The following is a 16,383-nucleotide window of genomic DNA, read 5'->3' on the forward strand; positions in this document are numbered from 1 at the left end:
TATGCGCATTCTGATCGTTATTGACGGCCTGCCCGGCGGCGGCGCGGAGAAAGTGGTGTTAACTCTGGCGCAGGCTTTTCTTCAGCAGGGCGATCGCGTTTCCCTGTTCTCCCTGAGGGACGTTTGCCAGTATCCGCTGCCTTCCGGCCTGGATTACCGCGTCATTGCCGATAAATGCCGTTCCCCCTGGCGTAAGCTGACCGAACTGTCCCGCCGTGCGGCCCAGCTCGATCAGGCCGTTATTGAAGCGGAGAAAGCGGGGCGCTTTGATCTGGTCTTATCCAACCTGCACAAAACCGATCGCATCGTGGCCCGCAGCAAGGCGCTGGCCGACCATAATCTCTGGTTTTGCCTGCACGGCGTGTTTTCTTCTTCTTACCTCGGCCACCGTACCGGCCTCAGCCGCTGGCTGAAGCAGCAGAAAATCCGCCGGGTTTACCAGGGGCGCAATATTGTGACGGTATCCGACGCCGTCGGACGCGATCTCACCGAACAGTTCGCCATTACGCCCGCCAGGCTGCAAACCATTAATAACCCGTTTGACATCAACGCTATTCGTCAGGCCGGAGAAGAAACGTGTGAAATGGCAGGGCAGGATTACCTGGTTCACGTGGGGCGCTTCCACGTGACCAAGCGCCACGACAGGCTGATTGAAGCCTATGCGGAAAGCGGCATTCAGGCGCCGCTGGTGCTGCTCGGGCACGGTAAGCCGGAGCAGGAAACGCGTCTGAAGGATTTAGCGCAAACGTTAGGCGTGGGCGACCGGGTGCTGTTCAAAGGCTTTCAGGAAAACCCCTACGCCTGGATCCGCCATGCCCGCATGCTGGTGCTCAGTTCAGACAGCGAGGGCTTCGGCAACGTTCTGGTGGAGGCGCTGCTGCTCGGCACGCCGGTCGCCAGCACCCGCTGCCCCGGCGGCCCGGCAGAGATCCTGACCGGCGAGCTGGCGCGCGGCCTGGCCGATTTAAACAGCCATGCACTGGCCGAAACGATGCGTAACATCTATGATCGGCCACCGGTTATCGACGAATCTCAGCTCTGCCGCTACGGCACGGAGAATATTTGTCAGCAGTACCGCACATTATAAGTACAAAATATGATGGCTTCCGCGCTATTGTCCGCGCCATCTCTATCTTCGGGATTGTTTATGCTTCAGACACCGCTGCTCAGTATCATCGTCGCCATCTACAACGGTGAAAAATTCCTGGCGCCCTTTTTCGATTATATCCGGCAACAGGCGCTCGACAGTTACGAACTCATTCTGGTGAACGACGGCTCTACCGACCGCAGCGCCGGCATCATCGACGCGTGGAAAGACAAATTCCCGCAGGTCATCGTGATTAATCAGGAAAATCAGGGGGTTTCCGTCGCCCGTAACAGCGGCCTGGCACGCGCCAGCGGCAAGTACGTGACCTTTCCAGATATTGACGACGTGATCTATCCCGACATGTACCGCACCCTGCTTACCATGGCGGAGGAAAATCAGCTGGACGTCGCCACCTGTAACGGGCGCTACGTTTACGACTACGCGCGCGACAGCCATCCGATATTCCCGCCCGAGCGCCTGTCCTCCACGCCGGTGCTGCCCGGTTATCAGTGGCTGAAAAAGGCGTTAGACTCGCGCAAGTTCCTGCACGTCACCTGGCTGAACATCTATCGTCACGCCTTTATTACCGAACACGGCTTCACCTTTGAGCCGGGCCTGCGTCATCAGGACATTCCCTGGACCACCGAGGTGCTGCTGGCAGCCAGACGCGTGCAGTATACCGACAAGATGTTCTACGATTACCTGATTCACGCCGAATCCGTCTCACATAAGCAGGGTGGCGATGAAACGGAAATCCGTTCTGCGCATCACTACATGAAAATCCTGCGCATGCTGGACGACATCAACCGGCGCTATCCTGATAAAGTGAAGCAAATCCCCGCCTGCCACTGGCAAATCGCCAAGGAGGGGCTGGGTATCCTGCACACCATCAACAATATCGTCGATCAGGATAAAAAGAAGGCGCTGGTCAAAGAGCTTTTTGAGAACGGCACCTGGCGACTGATTTGGGATAATGCCCGGGGTTTCCGCCTGCGCTGGCGCCTGGCCCGCCGTTACCCGAAACTGAAAAAGCTGGCCGGCGTCTGAAAGCCAAAAGTAATGGCTTTAGCTACGCTAAGTACTTAGAATTCGACCTTTAACAAACGACCCTGCGGATATCATGTTACAAACGCTGTATACCGTTTTGCTCTATCTTATCCAGCCTTTGATCTGGATCCGTCTTTGGATGCGTGGTCGCAAAGCGCCCGCGTACCGGAAACGCTGGGCCGAACGTTACGGTTTCTGCGCGGGCAAAGTCGCGCCCGACGGCATTATGCTGCACTCCGTCTCCGTGGGGGAAACGCTGGCGGCTATTCCGCTGGTACGGGCCTTGCGCCATCGCTATCCGAGCCTGCCCATCACCGTCACCACCATGACGCCGACCGGTTCGGAGCGGGCAATTTCCGCCTTCGGCAACGACGTTCATCACGTCTATCTTCCCTACGATCTTCCCGGTTCTCTGAACCGTTTCCTGAATGAGGTCAGGCCCAAGCTGGTTATCGTCATGGAAACCGAGCTATGGCCTAACCTGATTCAGGCGCTGCACAAACGCAATATTCCCCTGATCATCGCCAACGCACGCCTCTCCGCCCGCTCGGCCAAGGGATACAGCCGGCTGGGAGGGTTTATCCGTGACGTTCTGCAAAAGATTACGCTGATCGCCGCCCAGAACCGCGAGGACGGCGAACGCTTCATTTCGCTCGGCCTGAAGCGCCAGCAGCTTGCCGTCACCGGCAGCCTCAAGTTCGACATTTCGGTCACTCCGGAGCTGGCCGCCAGGGCGGTTACCCTGCGCCGGCAATGGGCGTCGCGGCGCCCGGTGTGGATAGCCGCCAGCACGCACGACGGCGAAGACGGCCTGCTGCTGGAAGCCCACCGACGCCTGTTGCAGCAGTTTCCCGATCTGCTGCTCATCCTGGTGCCCCGTCACCCCGAACGGTTTCCGGTGGCGCAAGCGCTGACGGAAAAAGCGGGGCTCAGCTACATTTTACGCAGCAGCGGCGAAATTCCCGCCGCCGAAACGCAGGTCGTCATCGGCGATACCATGGGCGAACTGATGGTGTTGTACGGCATTGCCGATCTGGCCTTCGTCGGCGGCAGCCTGGTAGAGCGCGGCGGGCACAACCCGCTGGAGCCGGCGGCGCATGCCATTCCGGTGCTGATGGGGCCGCACACCCTTAACTTCAAGGATATTTGCGCCAAGCTTGAGGCTTCTGACGGGCTTATCACCGTTACCGGCGAAGACGACCTGGTCAAAGAGATCACCACCCTGCTGACCGATGAAGATTACCGCCGCTATTACGGCCGCCACGCGGTAGAGGTTCTGCATCAGAATCAGGGCGCCCTGCAGCGGCTGCTGCAGCTTTTGGAACCCTACCTGCCCCAGCGGAGTCACTAATCATGGAACGCGCGCGTCTGTCTGTGGTCATGATCGCCAAAAACGAAGCTGAGCTGATCGCCGACTGCCTGCGCTCCGCCGACTGGGCAGACGAAATCATCGTGTTGGATTCAGGCAGCACGGACGATACCGTCGCCATTGCTGAACGGCACGGCGCCAAAGTCTTCACGCATACCCAGTGGGAAGGATTCGGCAAACAGCGCCAGCAAGCGCAACGCTATGCCAGCGGCGACTATATTTTCATGATCGACGCCGACGAGCGGATAACCCCGCCGCTGCGCCAAGCGATTGAGTCGGTGCTGGAAAACCCGCAGCCGCACCGGGTTTATAGTTGCGCCCGGCGTAATCTGTTCCTGACCCGCTTCATGCGCCACAGCGGCTGGTATCCCGACCGGGTAATCCGGCTGTACGCCAACGCCGGCTACCATTACAACGATAATCTGGTGCATGAGTCGCTGGATTACCGCGACGCCACGGTCTGCAGGCTGGACGGCGACTTACTTCACCTCACCTGCCGCGATTTCTTCGTGTTTCAGCGCAAGCAGCTCGGTTACGCGGAAGAGTGGTCCCGTCAGCGGTTTCAGGCTGGTAAACGTTGCGGGCTGTTTTCCGCCACAGCGCACGGACTGGGTGCGTTTCTCAAAACCTGGGTGCTGCGCGCCGGCTTTCTGGACGGCAAGCCGGGACTGCTGCTCGCCTTCGTCAACGCCCAGTACACGTTCAACAAGTATGCCGCCCTCTGGGCATTAGCCCGGCAACAAAAAGCGAAGCATCATGACGACGAAAGCCATCTATCCGGGCACCTTTGACCCGATGACCAACGGTCACCTTGATCTGGTGACCCGTGCCGCACGCATGTTCGATCACGTCATTCTGGCTATTGCCGCCAGCTCCAGTAAAAAACCGATGTTTACCCTGGAAGAGCGGGTGGCGCTGGCAACGGAGGTCGTCGCGCACCTTCCTAATGTGGAAGTCGTAGGGTTCAGTGAGTTAATGGCGCATTTCGCCCAACGTCAGAATGCCAATATTCTGGTGCGCGGCCTGCGTGCGGTGTCCGACTTTGAATACGAGCTGCAGCTCGCCAACATGAACCGGCACCTGATGCCGGCGCTGGAAAGCGTTTTTCTGATGCCGGCGGAAGAGTGGTCATTTATTTCTTCTTCGTTGGTCAAAGAAGTGGCCCGCCACGGCGGCGATATTTCGCCTTTCCTGCCTGCGCCGGTCACCGCCGCTTTGCTGAAGAAGCTGGCATAACGCGGTCGTCAGTGCTGGCACCCCGGGCAGTAAAACGTCGTGCGCTGCCCATGCTTGGTGCTTTTCACCACGCTGCCGCACACCCGGCACGGTTCTCCGGCGCGGCCGTAAACCTGAAGCTCTTGTGCAAAATAGCCGGGTTTGCCGTCCGATTGCAGGAAATCCCGCAGCGTGGTTCCACCTTGTTCGATAGATCGCTGTAATACCTTCTTGATCGCATCCACCAAAAGCTGCGCTTCCGTTTTGCTGAGCGATCCCACGCTACGATCGGGATGGATCCGCGCCATAAACAACGATTCGCTGGCATAAATGTTCCCCACGCCGACCACCAGCTTATTGTCCATCAGCCAGGGCTTCAGGGCGCTTTTTTTGTTGCGCGACTTCTGGAACAGATATTCCCCGCTGAAAGCGTCATCCAGCGGCTCCGGCCCCAGATGCGCCAGCACGTCCGCCGAGGCCAAATCCTTATACCACAGCCAGGCGCCGAAACGGCGCGGATCGGTATACCGCAGCATCATGCCGTTTTCCATGACCATATCGACATGGTCATGCTTCTGAGCCGGTTCAAACGCAGGCAGAATGCGGACGCTGCCCGACATCCCGAGATGCACGACAATCCATCCCGTCTCCAGCTCAATCAGCAGATATTTGGCGCGACGCTGCACGCTGAGCACGGACACGTCAGACAATGAGGAAAGAACATCCGGCACCGGCCAGCGCAGCCGGGGCTGACGCACGATGATGCATTGCACGGTTTGCCCCTTGAGATAAGGCTCAATTCCGCGGCGACTGGTTTCGACTTCCGGTAATTCAGGCATGATCGCTTCCCCTGGCAAACCCGTTCGGGATCCCGTGATTGTCCTTTGTGGACGGTTCTTTGTAGACAGTGCTTTGTGAAGTGCTCTCTGTGGCAAGATGGGGGCAAAACCGGCATAAAAAAACCCGGCCAGGCCGGGTTTTTTCAATAAAAGACTAAAATTATTTAATTTTAGCTTCTTTGTAGATCACGTGCTGGCGCACAACCGGATCAAACTTTTTCAGTTCCAGTTTTTCCGGCTTGGTACGCTTGTTCTTGGTCGTGGTGTAGAAGTGACCAGTACCAGCAGATGAAACCAGCTTGATCTTCTCGCGAATACCTTTAGCCATGATTCAGTTCCTTAATACTTCTCACCGCGGGCACGAAGATCGGCCAGAACCGTCTCAATACCCTTCTTATCAATTACACGCATACCTTTAGCAGATACGCGCAGAGTAACAAAGCGCTTTTCGCTTTCAACCCAGAAACGGTGCGAATGCAGGTTCGGCAGAAAACGGCGTTTGGTCGCATTCAGTGCGTGGGAACGGTTATTACCGGTCACCGGACGCTTGCCAGTAACTTGGCAGACTCGGGACATGTCTTATTCTCCAAAAATCAAATCAGCTCGAGCTTCGTAGAGGATGTGGCCGCCTCGTCAGGCATTTAGAGCCCATCTCAGCAAATTCCGCCGGCAGACTCTGCGACAGGCCGAAACCTGCTGAGATAGGCCCATGGTGCCACACCCGAGATTCTCAAAGGTGGCGTAGTATACGCTTTGAAGCGGATGCGCTCAAGTCCCGAACACCCAAAGATCCCGCTGGATCGTGAAAAAAAACGGCTAAATCCACCCTCGCTCGGCAAAGGAAACGCTCTGCCCCTGCCCCACGACGATATGGTCAAGCACCCGGATCTCAAGCAGCGCGCAGGCTTGAACGACCTTTTCCGTCAGTTGGCGGTCGGCCATACTCGGCTCAGCCATGCCGGAGGGGTGATTATGCGCCAAAATCAGGGCCGCCGCATTGGCCTTCATCGCTTCACGCACAATCTCGCGCGGATAGACGTTCACGTAGTTGATCGTGCCGGAAAACATCTCCTCGGCGCGAATAACCCGGTACTGAGAATCTAAAAACAGTACGACAAAAATTTCGCGTTCGCGTCCGGAAAAAATATTTTGTAAGTACAGCGTGGTAACCTGCGGGCTGGTGACGGCATTTTCACAGGCAACCTGACGGCTGAGAAAGCGCTTGGCCAACTCCATCACGGCCTGGAACTGCGTATATTTCGATATGCCAAGCCCCGGCCCGGCGCAAAAAGTCTCATAGTCTGCAGTCATCAGCGTATGTACCGAGCCGAATTCCCGCAACAGATGCCCTGACAACGCCATGACGTTCATGGTTTTCGTTCCCGTACGCAGAAAAAGCGCCAACAGCTCCTGATCGGACAACGCCGCCGCGCCCTGTCGCAGCAGCTTTTCACGCGGCGCTTCTGAAAATTGCCAAATATCTCCCTTCTGAGCCATACCCGCCTCCCGCTTCTGAACACGGCGGGAATAATGCACCGGATGAAACGGCCTTGCGACGGCCCGTTTATAATCTTGCGAAACCTTACGCAAAACGGCCCACACGTGCAGTGCATGCCATCATTCCGGCTTATGGTAGAATCCTCCCTATTCTGATTCCGGTTTGGACGACAAACGATGACAACACTCTCTGGCAAACGCATTGTTTTGGGCATCAGCGGCGGCATCGCTGCTTATAAATGCCCGGAAATCGTCCGTCGTCTGCGGGAGCGCGGCGCCGAAGTGCGCGTCGTCATGACCGCAGGGGCAAAGGCTTTCATTACGCCGCTGACGCTGCAGGCCGTTTCCGGTTACCCGGTTGCGGAGGATCTGCTCGATCCCGCGGCGGAAGCCGCCATGGGGCACATCGAGCTGGGTAAATGGGCGGATCTGGTTTTGCTGGCGCCGGCCACCGCCGATCTCATCGCCCGCCTTGCCGCCGGCATGGCGAACGATCTGCTGACCACCGTGTGCCTGGCGACGCCGGCGCCCATCGCCGTTGCGCCGGCGATGAATCAGCAGATGTACCGCGCCGCCGCAACCCAGGCGAATCTGCATACTCTGCAACAGCGCGGCCTGCTTATCTGGGGGCCGGACAGCGGCAGCCAGGCCTGCGGCGACATCGGCCCCGGCCGGATGTCCGACCCGATGGCCCTGATCGCCGAAATTGAACAACACGTTAGCAAAACCCGGGATCTGGCCGGACGCACCTTCCTGATCACCGCCGGCCCGACGCGGGAAGCGCTGGACCCGGTACGTTTCATCAGCAACCACAGCTCCGGCAAAATGGGATTCGCCATCGCGGCGGCGGCGGCGCAACGCGGCGCAGCCGTGACGCTCATCGCCGGTCCGGTTAACCTGCCTACGCCCGCCGGCGTGGCGCGCATCGACGTGGAAAGCGCGCTTGAGATGCAGCAGGCTGTACAGCAACATGCCGGGGGGCATCAGATTTTCATCTCCTGCGCGGCGGTGGCGGACTATCGCGCCGGGCATATCGCCGACGAAAAAATTAAAAAGCAGGGTGATGAAATCCTGCTGAAGCTGGTTAAGAATCCCGACATCGTCGCGGGCGTCGGCGCAATGAAAACAAACCGGCCGTTCGTGGTAGGATTTGCCGCCGAAACCCAGAATGTGGAAGAATACGCCCGTCAGAAACTGGCGCGTAAGCATCTTGATATGATCTGCGCCAACAACGTATCCCTGAGCGGACACGGGTTTAACAGCGATACCAACGCATTGCATCTTTTCTGGTCGCAGGGGGACAAAACGTTGCCGCTGAGCGACAAATCCCAACTGGGCCATCACTTGATTGACGAGATTGTCAGCCGTTATGAAGAAAAAAATCGACGTTAAGATTCTCGATCCGCGCATCGGGAAAGAGTTCCCCCTGCCGGCTTACGCCACTCAGGGTTCCGCAGGGCTGGATATCCGGGCCTGCCTGAACGCGCCGGTAGTACTGGAGCCGGGTCAGAGCGCCCTGCTGCCCACCGGTATGGCGGTACACATCGCCGATCCCAGCCTGGCCGCGATGATCCTGCCCCGCTCAGGTCTCGGCCATAAACATGGTATCGTGTTGGGCAACCTGGTCGGGTTGATTGACTCTGATTATCAGGGCGAACTGATGATCTCCGTCTGGAACCGCGGGCAAACCACGTTTACCATTGAGCCGGGCGAACGCGTCGCGCAGATGGTGCTGGTTCCCGTCGTACAGGCGGACTTCAACCTGGTTGATGATTTCGACAGCAGCGAGCGTGGCGCGGGCGGATTCGGCCACTCCGGCCGCCACTAAGGCCCGGCAGGATATAAAAGCAATAAGCCGCTGGAAACACGTCAGCGGCAGTAATTTTTTAGTGTTGCTGTTTTAGCAAAGGTTCACTCAGGCATGGCAGAAAAAGAAAACACGAAAAGGAATCGTCGCGAGGAAATTTTGCAGGCACTGGCCCAGATGCTGGAGTCCAGCGACGGCAGCCAGCGGATAACCACGGCAAAACTTGCTGCGAACGTCGGAGTTTCCGAAGCCGCGCTTTACCGTCATTTTCCCAGCAAAACGCGGATGTTTGACAGTCTTATCGAGTTTATCGAGGACAGTCTGACCTCACGTATCAATCTTATCCTGCAGGATGAGAAGGATACATTTAACCGGATTCGTCTGATTCTGGTGCTGGTGCTGGGCTTCGCTGAACGCAATCCGGGACTGACCCGCATTATGACCGGTCACGCGCTGATGTTTGAACAGGATCGCCTGCAAGGCCGTATTAACCAACTGTTTGAACGTATTGAGTCCCAGATCCGTCAGGTGCTCAAGGAAAAGAAAATCCGCGAAGGCCAGGGATTCGTTACCGATGAAACCCTGCTTGCCAGCCAGTTGCTGGCGTTTTGCGAAGGGATGCTGTCACGCTTTGTCCGCTCCGAATTCCGCTATCGTCCTACTCAGGAATTCGACGCCCGCTGGCCGCTGCTGATCAGCCAACTGCAATAGTCTGTACCGGCCGCACTCCGCGGCCGGCCTTAGGCAGCATTATACGCCGTACTGTTCCCGGTATGCTTTCACCGCCGCCAGATGCTGTGCCATCTCCGGCTTCTCTTCCAGATAACCAATCAGCTCTTTGAGCGTAATGATGGAAATCACCTTACAGCCGTAATCACGCTCGACTTCCTGAATGGCGGAAACATCACCGCGCCCCCGCTCCTGACGATCGAGAGAAATCAGCACGCCGGCCAACGTGGCATTGTTCGCCCGGATAATCTCCATCGACTCACGGATCGCCGTACCGGCGGTAATCACATCGTCCACCAGCATCACTTTTCCCTGCAACGGGCTGCCCACCAGCGTGCCGCCTTCGCCGTGATCCTTGGCTTCCTTGCGGTTGAAACAATAAGGGACGTCGCGGTCATGATGTTCCGCCAGCGCTACCGCCGTGGTGGTGGCGATCGGGATGCCTTTGTACGCCGGGCCGAACAGCAGGTCGAAAGCAATACCGCTGTCGACCAGCGCTTCGGCGTAGAAACGCCCCAGCAGGGCCAGGTCGCGTCCGGTATTGAACAATCCGGCGTTGAAGAAATAGGGGCTGGTGCGCCCGGATTTCAACGTGAACTCACCGAATTTCAAAACCTGCTTGCTGAGCGCGAACTCAATGAACTGGCGCTGATAGGCTTTCATGCAACTTTTTCTCCGAATCAAAGTGGAATGACAGACATAAAAAAGGCGACTTATCGTCGCCTCAGATGATCATTAACTCTCCAGCGCCGCTTTCTGCGCCCGGACAATTTCTTCTATTCCCCCTCTGGCCAACGCCAGCAAGGTCAGTAATTCTTCGTGGGTAAACGGCTCGCCTTCCGCGGTGCCCTGGACCTCAATCATCCGGCCATCTTCCGTCATCACGACGTTCATGTCGGTTTCGGCCGCAGAATCCTCGACGTACTCCAGATCGCACACCGCTTCTCCGTTGACGATCCCGACGGAAACCGCAGCCACCATCCCCTTCAGCGGGCTCTCTTTCAGCTTGCCACCGGCCACCAGCGCGTTCAGCGCATCCGCCAGCGCCACGCAGGCGCCCGTAATAGACGCGGTGCGGGTGCCGCCGTCCGCCTGGATGACATCGCAGTCCAGGGTCACGGTGTACTCGCCCAGCTTGGCCAAATCGACCGCCGCACGCAGCGAACGGGCAATCAGGCGCTGAATCTCCATGGTGCGCCCGCCCTGCTTCCCTTTTGCCGCTTCGCGCGCCATACGGCTGTGCGTGGAGCGCGGCAGCATGCCATATTCGGCCGTAATCCAGCCCTGCCCCTGACCTTTCAGGAAGCGCGGCACGCCCTCTTCAACCGTGGCGGTACACAATACTTTGGTTTCACCAAACTCAACCAGTACGGACCCTTCCGCATGTTTGGTGTAATGGCGGGTCAGTCGCAACGGACGTACCTGCCCGGCAGCCCGGTCTGCTGGACGCATAGCTTGTCTCCGGCTTCACAAAATGGTTAATTGGCTGCGCATTATACGGCCTTCATTGGCTTATGCCTATCATGGAGGACGATGCGGGGCTATAATCGCGGCATCTTTTCCTCATTTCTACAGGAACGCAACGATGATACGCAGCATGACAGCTTACGCCCGGCGTGAGATAAAAGGGGAATGGGGCAGCGCAGCCTGGGAGCTGCGTTCCGTAAACCAGCGTTATCTGGAAACGTATATCCGCCAGCCGGAGCAGTTCCGCAGCCTCGAACCGATGATTCGGGAGCGCCTGCGCACCCGCCTGACCCGCGGTAAAATCGAATGCAACCTGCGTTTTGAGCTGGATCCCAGCGCCCAAAGCTCGCTCATCCTTAATGAGAAGCTGGCGAAACAGCTGGTTGAAGCCGCTAACTGGGTAAAAATGCAGAGTGACGAAGGCGAAATCAACCCGCTGGAAATCCTGCGCTGGCCGGGCGTGATGTCCGCCGCAGAACAGGATCTGGATACCATCGGCGCCGAACTGATGGCCGGGCTGGAAAAAACCATCGACGACTTTATCGAAGCCCGCGAACGCGAAGGCAACGCGCTGAAGGCGCTGATCGAACAGCGTCTGGCCGGCGTTTCCGCCGAAGTCGTTAAAGTTCGCCAGCAGATGCCCGACATTCTGCAATGGCAGCGCGAACGTCTGCAAAGCAAGCTGGAAGAAGCGCAAATCCAGGTAGATAACAATCGCCTGGAGCAGGAGCTGATTTTACTGGCTCAACGCATCGATGTGGCGGAAGAGCTGGATCGCCTGGAAGCGCACGTGAAAGAAACGTACGCGATCCTGAAAAAACAGGAAGCGGTCGGCCGCCGTCTGGACTTTATGATGCAGGAGTTCAACCGCGAATCGAACACGCTGGCATCGAAATCGATCAATGCGGACGTTACGGCTTCGGCAATTGAGCTGAAGGTGTTGATTGAGCAGATGCGGGAACAGATTCAGAATATTGAGTAATCATTATTCCGAAGTGGATTAGTCCCCTGACATAAGCCCGCATAATTGCGGGTTTTTTTCATTGCAACTTTATCTCTCTAACTTATTTCCCCGTTCTGATGCCCGGTACGATCCCCCATTTATCCCCCCTGTCTGCCTGTTAAGAAAAAAGAGAAAGCGATATAGTCCATTGAAACTTAACATGGAGTAGAGTTAATAAAATAATGAAAGTTCTTTATATTGGCAGCGGCCTTTCCGCCTTACAGGCAAAAACCGAAGACTACAGCGATCATCTCATCATTTGCCTCAATAACGCCTGGCGTATTTTTGAAGATAAAAAGTTTGATATTTGGATCCATCCCGGTGATTTCCCGTTTGAGAATTATCCGCCAAGAGCGCGTTTCTACCTCGACATTACCTACACGGAATACCAACGCACCGCAGCAGAAGCATGTAAAAAGCTGAACTGGAACGTTAAATTCCCGGAACATCATATTGGCTATACCTCTTTCTTTCAGGGGTTATATTGGATCATGATGGACCTTAAACCGACAAAAATTGGCTTATTGGGATTTGATCATGACTATAATCCACAAAAAACAGAAAAATGGATAAAAGCGGAGTGTCCGGGCATTCACAATGGCTTTAATAAAAAAAGCGAGAGCACGATTAAAGAATGGTCGGATAATTTTTTCCAGGGTTATGAGCCGGATTTCTTTTATGGTCACGGAACTCCCGATCCAATGCGTCAGGGGTTAGGAGAAAAACATATCCGGGAGAAGATGGTGCTGGCTAACGGCGCGGCACAGGAGTTAGGCATCGATCTGGTGAATTATTCCAAACGCCCCTCCCCCTATAATGTCTTCAGGCGTGAGTCGTTGTAATCCGTTGTGACTCATTAAAAAAAGCGGCCTCCATCCGGAGGCCGCTTTTTTATCATGCCTTAACCCGTCACCGGCGCCTCACGTACCGGTGGCGACAAATCCACGATCCGATCGGCGCTTTCAATGGTCGACAGCCGGTGCGCAATAAAAATACGCGTTATTTTCATCCCGGCGATGGCCGCATTAATGTTGGACTCGTTGACCGTATCCAGATGGCTGGTCGCTTCATCCAGAAACAACAGGCTGGGACGCCGGTACAGCGCACGGGCAATCAACAGGCGCTGCTTTTGTCCGCCGGACAGGCTGCCGCCCAGTTCGCTGATCAGCGTCTCATAACCCATCGGCATACGCATGATTTCATCGTGAATGCTGCTGTGTTTGGCGCAGGCAATAATCCATTCCTGATCCTTCTGCGCATCAAAGCCTGCGATATTCTCCGCAATGGAACCGGCGAACAACTTGTCATCCTGCAATACGCAGGCGATGCTGCGGCGGTAGTTGTTAACGCCGATGCTGCTGATATCCATACCGTTAACCAGCACCTCGCCCTGCGCCGGGCTTAGCAGCCCCGCCATTACCTTCATCAGGGTGGTTTTTCCGATCCCGGACGGCCCGACGATCGCCACGCTTTCTCCGGGTTCGACTTTCATATTCAGGCCGGAGAACACGGGCGCGGAAAGGTTATCGTAGCGAAATGCCACATCGCGGACTTCAAACGCCAGCGCATCGCCTTCCGGCAGCACACGGCTGTCTACCGCCGCGCTTTCCGGTTCGGTAAACACGATGTCCGTCAGACGGTCGCTGTGCAGTGCCAGCATTTTCAGGCCCAGCGCCATGTTGATCAGGTTTGCCGCCCGGTCGGAAAACTGCCCGCGGTAGGCGTTAAAGGCAACAAACATCCCCAGCGTCATCTGCCCGTCGATTACCATCGAGGCCCCCAGCCACAGAATCACGATCTGATCGACCATGCCGATCAGCGTGTTCATCCCGCCAAACACCATGTCCAGTTTGGTCAGGCGAATCGTGGCGTTGGTGGTGTCGATGTTCAGGTTCAGCCATTGCTGCGCACGGGTCGGCGCCAACCCCAGCGCTTTGAGGGTACTGATGCCGTACAGGGTCTCCATGAAGTGCGAGTTGGCCTTGGCGCCCTTAATAATCTGCTCTTCCGACGCCTGACGGTAATGCCGGTAGGTGAAAATGCGCAGCCCCATGTACAACAGGGTAAAGCCGAGTACAACCCAGACCAACCATCCGCCGTACAGCATCATCATGACAAACACACCGATCACCATCAGCCCGTCGATGATGCTGTTGACCAGGCTGCTGGTCAGGGTGGTACGGATCGTCTCGAGCGAAGAGAAACGGGACTGGATGTCACCCAGCTTACGTTTTTCAAAGTAAGCGAGCGGCAAGCGCATCAGGTGATCAAACAGCCCGGCCTTCCACTGCACGTCCACCAGTGAATTCATCACCAGCGTCAGCCAGGCGCGCAGCATACTGACGAAGGTACGGAACAGAATGAAGAACAGCAGCCCAATGCATATCAGCCCCAGCAGGTCATGATCCTCCGCCAGAATGACGTGGTCCATAACCAGTTGGGTGCCTACCGGCAACAGCAGATTAACCGCCTCAATCACCAGCGACAGGGAAAACACCTTCAGCAGAAAACCCTTCAGCCCGTCCACATGGCGCATCATGCCCAGCAGGCTCAGGCGGCTGCGTTCACCGGAGCGGGTAAACTCGCTGCCCGGCCACAGTTCCAGGGCAACGCCGGTGAAATGCTGCGACATCTCCTGCTCGCTGACCACGCGGCGCCCGAAAGCGGGATCGTGCAAAACGAACTTATTACGCCGGACCGCCACCAGCACGACGAAATGGTTCAAATCCCAGTGCAGCAGGCACGGCGTTTTGAGCTGGCCGATCTCATTCAAATCCAGCGTCAGCGCCCGGCTCTTCAGGTTCACCGCTGCAGCGATATCAATCAGCACGCCCAGCGTGGCGCCGTGGGAAGAAATACCGAAACGGCGGCGCAGGTTGAATAAATCGATATTCATGCCGAAATAGCGGCAAATCATCGCCAGACAAGCCAGCCCGCATTCGGCGGCCTCGGTTTGTAATATTTGCGGTACCCGCTTGCGCCAACCGAAGTTCAGGCTTTCCAGCAGGTGCGTGAACGTCGCTTTATCCATCTACGGGTCCCGTTATGCTTTTCTTAATGTCGTAATAGGGCGAAAGAATCCACTGATACAGCGGGCGTTCTTCCAAAAACAGCGTGCTTTGCGCCTTCATGCCGCTGGTCAGGTGCAGTTCCCGGTTGGAAAGCAAGAAAGCCGTGGTGTCCGGCGTAATCATCACTTTGTAATAGGCCTGATCGACCCCGCCTCCCGGCGCCCTCGGCGCGCTACCGTAGGTCGACATCTCCTGCGCGGAGGCCGGCACCGAAGAAATGGAGCTGATCTTGCCGGAAAACTGGCCGAACTTCTGATAAGGGAAGGCTTCATAACGGATATTGACCCGATCGCCCGGAGCAACGTATGGCATGCTGCTGTTAGGCAGCCAGAGCACCAGGTAATAGGCATTGATGCCGGTCGGCGTCAGCTGGGCCAGGCTGTCGCCCGGATTCACCATCTGCCCTTCCGTCACGCTCAGCGACTCCACCCGCCCGTCACCGGGCGCGCTGATAATCAACATGCCGCCGGCGTCCACTTCAGCCAACTGATGTTCCAGATCGCTGAGCTGATACTGGTATTGCGAAATCTGGTTGTCGAAATCCGCGGCGCTGGTCGTCAGTTCGCTGTGCAACTGATTGATTTTAAGGCTTTCCTGAATGACCTGTGCATTAAGGGACTGGTAGGAGTTTTGCTGCTGGTAGTAAAGATAACGCTGGTTGTTGAACTGTTCTTTGTTCACCAACCCCTGGCGCTGATAGTCTTCATAGTTCTTCATACTGCGGCGCATCTCTTCCAGACCTTTCGCCGCATTATCAATCAGCACCCGGGACTTCTTGTTCGCTTCTTCGGACTGCGCAATCTGCCGTTTAATATTTTGCTGTGTTTCGTATTTGTTTCTCTCCAGCTTGGCGATGATGCCTTCCACCTGCGTGATCTGCCGGTCAATCGCCTCCGTGGCCGTGGCCGTCACGTTGCCCGAACGCGCCACGCGGCTGACGTCCAGCTGATACAGCGGCGTGCCTTTCGTCACTTCGGCGCCGGTTTGCACTAAGGTTTTGGCGATAAAGCCTTGCTGAGGGGAGAAAATATTGATGGCTCGCGGCTGGGTGACGACTTCACCCTCTACGCTAATCCGGCGAGTATAACTGCCAAAAATGACGGCAATCATCAAAATAGCGAAAAAGAACGCACAGGCACCCGCAACAAACCACGACGGATACCCTCTGAGCAGCAACGCGGAACCTGCCCATTTCGCTTTTTGGTGATCAATCGCCTCCTGGCGGAAAAGAGGACGGTTTTCCATCTCCGGG

The 16,383-nt window shown here is 56.6% G+C and carries 18 protein-coding genes; 10 read left to right on the forward strand and 8 right to left on the reverse strand.

Annotation, left to right across the window (positions count from 1 at the left end; all coding sequences use genetic code 11):
• Position 1: 1 nt before the first annotated feature.
• From C8D90_RS08765 to coaD, 5 genes are all read left to right on the forward strand, one after another.
• Complete coding sequence (locus C8D90_RS08765; protein WP_115458062.1) at positions 2-1,087, forward strand: glycosyltransferase; 1,086 nt, start codon at positions 2-4, stop codon at positions 1,085-1,087.
• A 60-nt stretch (positions 1,088-1,147) separates the two neighbouring features.
• Positions 1,148-2,134: a glycosyltransferase gene (locus tag C8D90_RS08770; protein ID WP_115458063.1), complete on the forward strand. Its 987-nt coding sequence runs from the start codon at positions 1,148-1,150 to the stop codon at positions 2,132-2,134.
• A 73-nt stretch (positions 2,135-2,207) separates the two neighbouring features.
• Entirely contained in the window at positions 2,208-3,485 is a 1,278-nt protein-coding gene (gene waaA / locus C8D90_RS08775; protein ID WP_115458064.1) for a lipid IV(A) 3-deoxy-D-manno-octulosonic acid transferase, read from the forward strand.
• Between the two features lie 2 nt (positions 3,486-3,487).
• Positions 3,488-4,294, forward strand: coding sequence for a glycosyltransferase family 2 protein (locus C8D90_RS08780; RefSeq protein WP_115458065.1), 807 nt, complete (start codon positions 3,488-3,490; stop codon positions 4,292-4,294).
• Entirely contained in the window at positions 4,260-4,739 is a 480-nt protein-coding gene (gene coaD, locus C8D90_RS08785; protein WP_115458066.1) for a pantetheine-phosphate adenylyltransferase, read from the forward strand. The genes C8D90_RS08780 and coaD overlap by 35 nt, the downstream gene beginning before the upstream one ends.
• Positions 4,740-4,747: 8 nt before the next feature.
• On the opposite strand, the gene mutM is transcribed toward coaD, so the two are convergent.
• The 4 genes from mutM to radC all read right to left on the reverse strand — a co-directional run bounded on the left by mutM (position 4,748) and on the right by radC (position 7,054).
• Positions 4,748-5,557: a bifunctional DNA-formamidopyrimidine glycosylase/DNA-(apurinic or apyrimidinic site) lyase gene (mutM, locus tag C8D90_RS08790; protein ID WP_115458067.1), complete on the reverse strand. Its 810-nt coding sequence runs from the start codon at positions 5,555-5,557 to the stop codon at positions 4,748-4,750.
• 160 nt (positions 5,558-5,717) lie between these two features.
• The gene (gene rpmG / locus C8D90_RS08795; RefSeq protein ID WP_001051798.1) at positions 5,718-5,885 is read right to left on the reverse strand and encodes a 50S ribosomal protein L33; all 168 of its coding nucleotides are present in this window, start codon (positions 5,883-5,885) and stop codon (positions 5,718-5,720) included.
• Between the two features lie 11 nt (positions 5,886-5,896).
• On the reverse strand, positions 5,897-6,133 hold the full coding sequence (gene rpmB / locus C8D90_RS08800) for a 50S ribosomal protein L28 (RefSeq protein WP_115458068.1): 237 nt from the start codon (positions 6,131-6,133) through the stop codon (positions 5,897-5,899).
• Positions 6,134-6,373: 240 nt separating this feature from the next.
• Entirely contained in the window at positions 6,374-7,054 is a 681-nt protein-coding gene (gene radC / locus C8D90_RS08810; RefSeq protein WP_115458191.1) for a RadC family protein, read from the reverse strand.
• A gap of 177 nt (positions 7,055-7,231) precedes the next feature.
• Here radC and coaBC point away from each other — a divergent pair, with 177 nt between their 5' ends.
• The 3 genes from coaBC to slmA all read left to right on the forward strand — a co-directional run bounded on the left by coaBC (position 7,232) and on the right by slmA (position 9,572).
• Positions 7,232-8,446: a bifunctional phosphopantothenoylcysteine decarboxylase/phosphopantothenate--cysteine ligase CoaBC gene (coaBC, locus tag C8D90_RS08815; RefSeq protein ID WP_115458069.1), complete on the forward strand. Its 1,215-nt coding sequence runs from the start codon at positions 7,232-7,234 to the stop codon at positions 8,444-8,446.
• Positions 8,424-8,882, forward strand: coding sequence for a dUTP diphosphatase (gene dut / locus C8D90_RS08820; RefSeq protein ID WP_115458070.1), 459 nt, complete (start codon positions 8,424-8,426; stop codon positions 8,880-8,882). The genes coaBC and dut overlap by 23 nt, the downstream gene beginning before the upstream one ends.
• A 93-nt stretch (positions 8,883-8,975) precedes the next feature.
• Positions 8,976-9,572 (forward strand): nucleoid occlusion factor SlmA, encoded by a 597-nt coding sequence (slmA, locus tag C8D90_RS08825; RefSeq protein WP_115458071.1) that lies wholly within the window; start codon positions 8,976-8,978, stop codon positions 9,570-9,572.
• Between the two features lie 39 nt (positions 9,573-9,611).
• Here the strand turns inward: slmA and pyrE are convergent, their stop codons facing one another.
• A complete protein-coding gene (gene pyrE, locus C8D90_RS08830; protein ID WP_115458072.1) occupies positions 9,612-10,253 on the reverse strand; it encodes an orotate phosphoribosyltransferase in 642 nt (213 codons plus the stop codon).
• 72 nt (positions 10,254-10,325) lie between these two features.
• Positions 10,326-11,042 carry a ribonuclease PH gene (rph, locus tag C8D90_RS08835; RefSeq protein WP_115458073.1) on the reverse strand — a complete coding sequence of 239 codons (717 nt, stop codon included), beginning with the start codon at positions 11,040-11,042 and terminating at the stop codon, positions 10,326-10,328.
• 133 nt (positions 11,043-11,175) lie between these two features.
• Between rph and C8D90_RS08840 the strand changes: the two genes are divergently transcribed.
• Both C8D90_RS08840 and C8D90_RS08845 read left to right on the forward strand, forming a co-directional pair.
• A complete protein-coding gene (locus tag C8D90_RS08840) occupies positions 11,176-12,039 on the forward strand; it encodes a YicC/YloC family endoribonuclease (RefSeq protein ID WP_115458074.1) in 864 nt (287 codons plus the stop codon).
• Between the two features lie 203 nt (positions 12,040-12,242).
• On the forward strand, positions 12,243-12,902 hold the full coding sequence (locus C8D90_RS08845; RefSeq protein ID WP_115458075.1) for a hypothetical protein: 660 nt from the start codon (positions 12,243-12,245) through the stop codon (positions 12,900-12,902).
• Positions 12,903-12,961: 59 nt separating this feature from the next.
• On the opposite strand, the gene C8D90_RS08850 is transcribed toward C8D90_RS08845, so the two are convergent.
• A complete protein-coding gene (locus tag C8D90_RS08850) occupies positions 12,962-15,091 on the reverse strand; it encodes a peptidase domain-containing ABC transporter (RefSeq protein ID WP_115458076.1) in 2,130 nt (709 codons plus the stop codon).
• Complete coding sequence (locus C8D90_RS08855) at positions 15,084-16,376, reverse strand: HlyD family secretion protein (protein WP_115458077.1); 1,293 nt, start codon at positions 16,374-16,376, stop codon at positions 15,084-15,086. The genes C8D90_RS08850 and C8D90_RS08855 overlap by 8 nt, the downstream gene beginning before the upstream one ends.
• Between the last annotated feature and the right edge of the window lie 7 nt (positions 16,377-16,383).

This window comes from Enterobacillus tribolii (assembly GCF_003363015.1).
GTDB lineage: Bacteria > Pseudomonadota > Gammaproteobacteria > Enterobacterales > Enterobacteriaceae > Enterobacillus > Enterobacillus tribolii.

Bases quoted from the DNA above. Each gene is read 5' to 3' on its own strand.
- dut (WP_115458070.1), top strand. From the start codon at position 8,424: ATGAAGAAAAAAATCGACGTTAAGATTCTCGATCCGCGCATCGGGAAA.
- C8D90_RS08765 (WP_115458062.1), top strand. From the start codon at position 2: ATGCGCATTCTGATCGTTATTGACGGCCTGCCCGGCGGCGGCGCGGAG.
- waaA (WP_115458064.1), top strand. From the start codon at position 2,208: ATGTTACAAACGCTGTATACCGTTTTGCTCTATCTTATCCAGCCTTTG.
- radC (WP_115458191.1), bottom strand. From the start codon at position 7,054: ATGGCTCAGAAGGGAGATATTTGGCAATTTTCAGAAGCGCCGCGTGAA.
- C8D90_RS08850 (WP_115458076.1), bottom strand. From the start codon at position 15,091: ATGGATAAAGCGACGTTCACGCACCTGCTGGAAAGCCTGAACTTCGGT.
- slmA (WP_115458071.1), top strand. From the start codon at position 8,976: ATGGCAGAAAAAGAAAACACGAAAAGGAATCGTCGCGAGGAAATTTTG.
- rph (WP_115458073.1), bottom strand. From the start codon at position 11,042: ATGCGTCCAGCAGACCGGGCTGCCGGGCAGGTACGTCCGTTGCGACTG.
- rpmB (WP_115458068.1), bottom strand. From the start codon at position 6,133: ATGTCCCGAGTCTGCCAAGTTACTGGCAAGCGTCCGGTGACCGGTAAT.
- mutM (WP_115458067.1), bottom strand. From the start codon at position 5,557: ATGCCTGAATTACCGGAAGTCGAAACCAGTCGCCGCGGAATTGAGCCT.
- C8D90_RS08855 (WP_115458077.1), bottom strand. From the start codon at position 16,376: ATGGAAAACCGTCCTCTTTTCCGCCAGGAGGCGATTGATCACCAAAAA.
- C8D90_RS08770 (WP_115458063.1), top strand. From the start codon at position 1,148: ATGCTTCAGACACCGCTGCTCAGTATCATCGTCGCCATCTACAACGGT.
- C8D90_RS08840 (WP_115458074.1), top strand. From the start codon at position 11,176: ATGATACGCAGCATGACAGCTTACGCCCGGCGTGAGATAAAAGGGGAA.
- pyrE (WP_115458072.1), bottom strand. From the start codon at position 10,253: ATGAAAGCCTATCAGCGCCAGTTCATTGAGTTCGCGCTCAGCAAGCAG.
- C8D90_RS08780 (WP_115458065.1), top strand. From the start codon at position 3,488: ATGGAACGCGCGCGTCTGTCTGTGGTCATGATCGCCAAAAACGAAGCT.
- C8D90_RS08845 (WP_115458075.1), top strand. From the start codon at position 12,243: ATGAAAGTTCTTTATATTGGCAGCGGCCTTTCCGCCTTACAGGCAAAA.
- coaBC (WP_115458069.1), top strand. From the start codon at position 7,232: ATGACAACACTCTCTGGCAAACGCATTGTTTTGGGCATCAGCGGCGGC.
- coaD (WP_115458066.1), top strand. From the start codon at position 4,260: ATGACGACGAAAGCCATCTATCCGGGCACCTTTGACCCGATGACCAAC.
- rpmG (WP_001051798.1), bottom strand. From the start codon at position 5,885: ATGGCTAAAGGTATTCGCGAGAAGATCAAGCTGGTTTCATCTGCTGGT.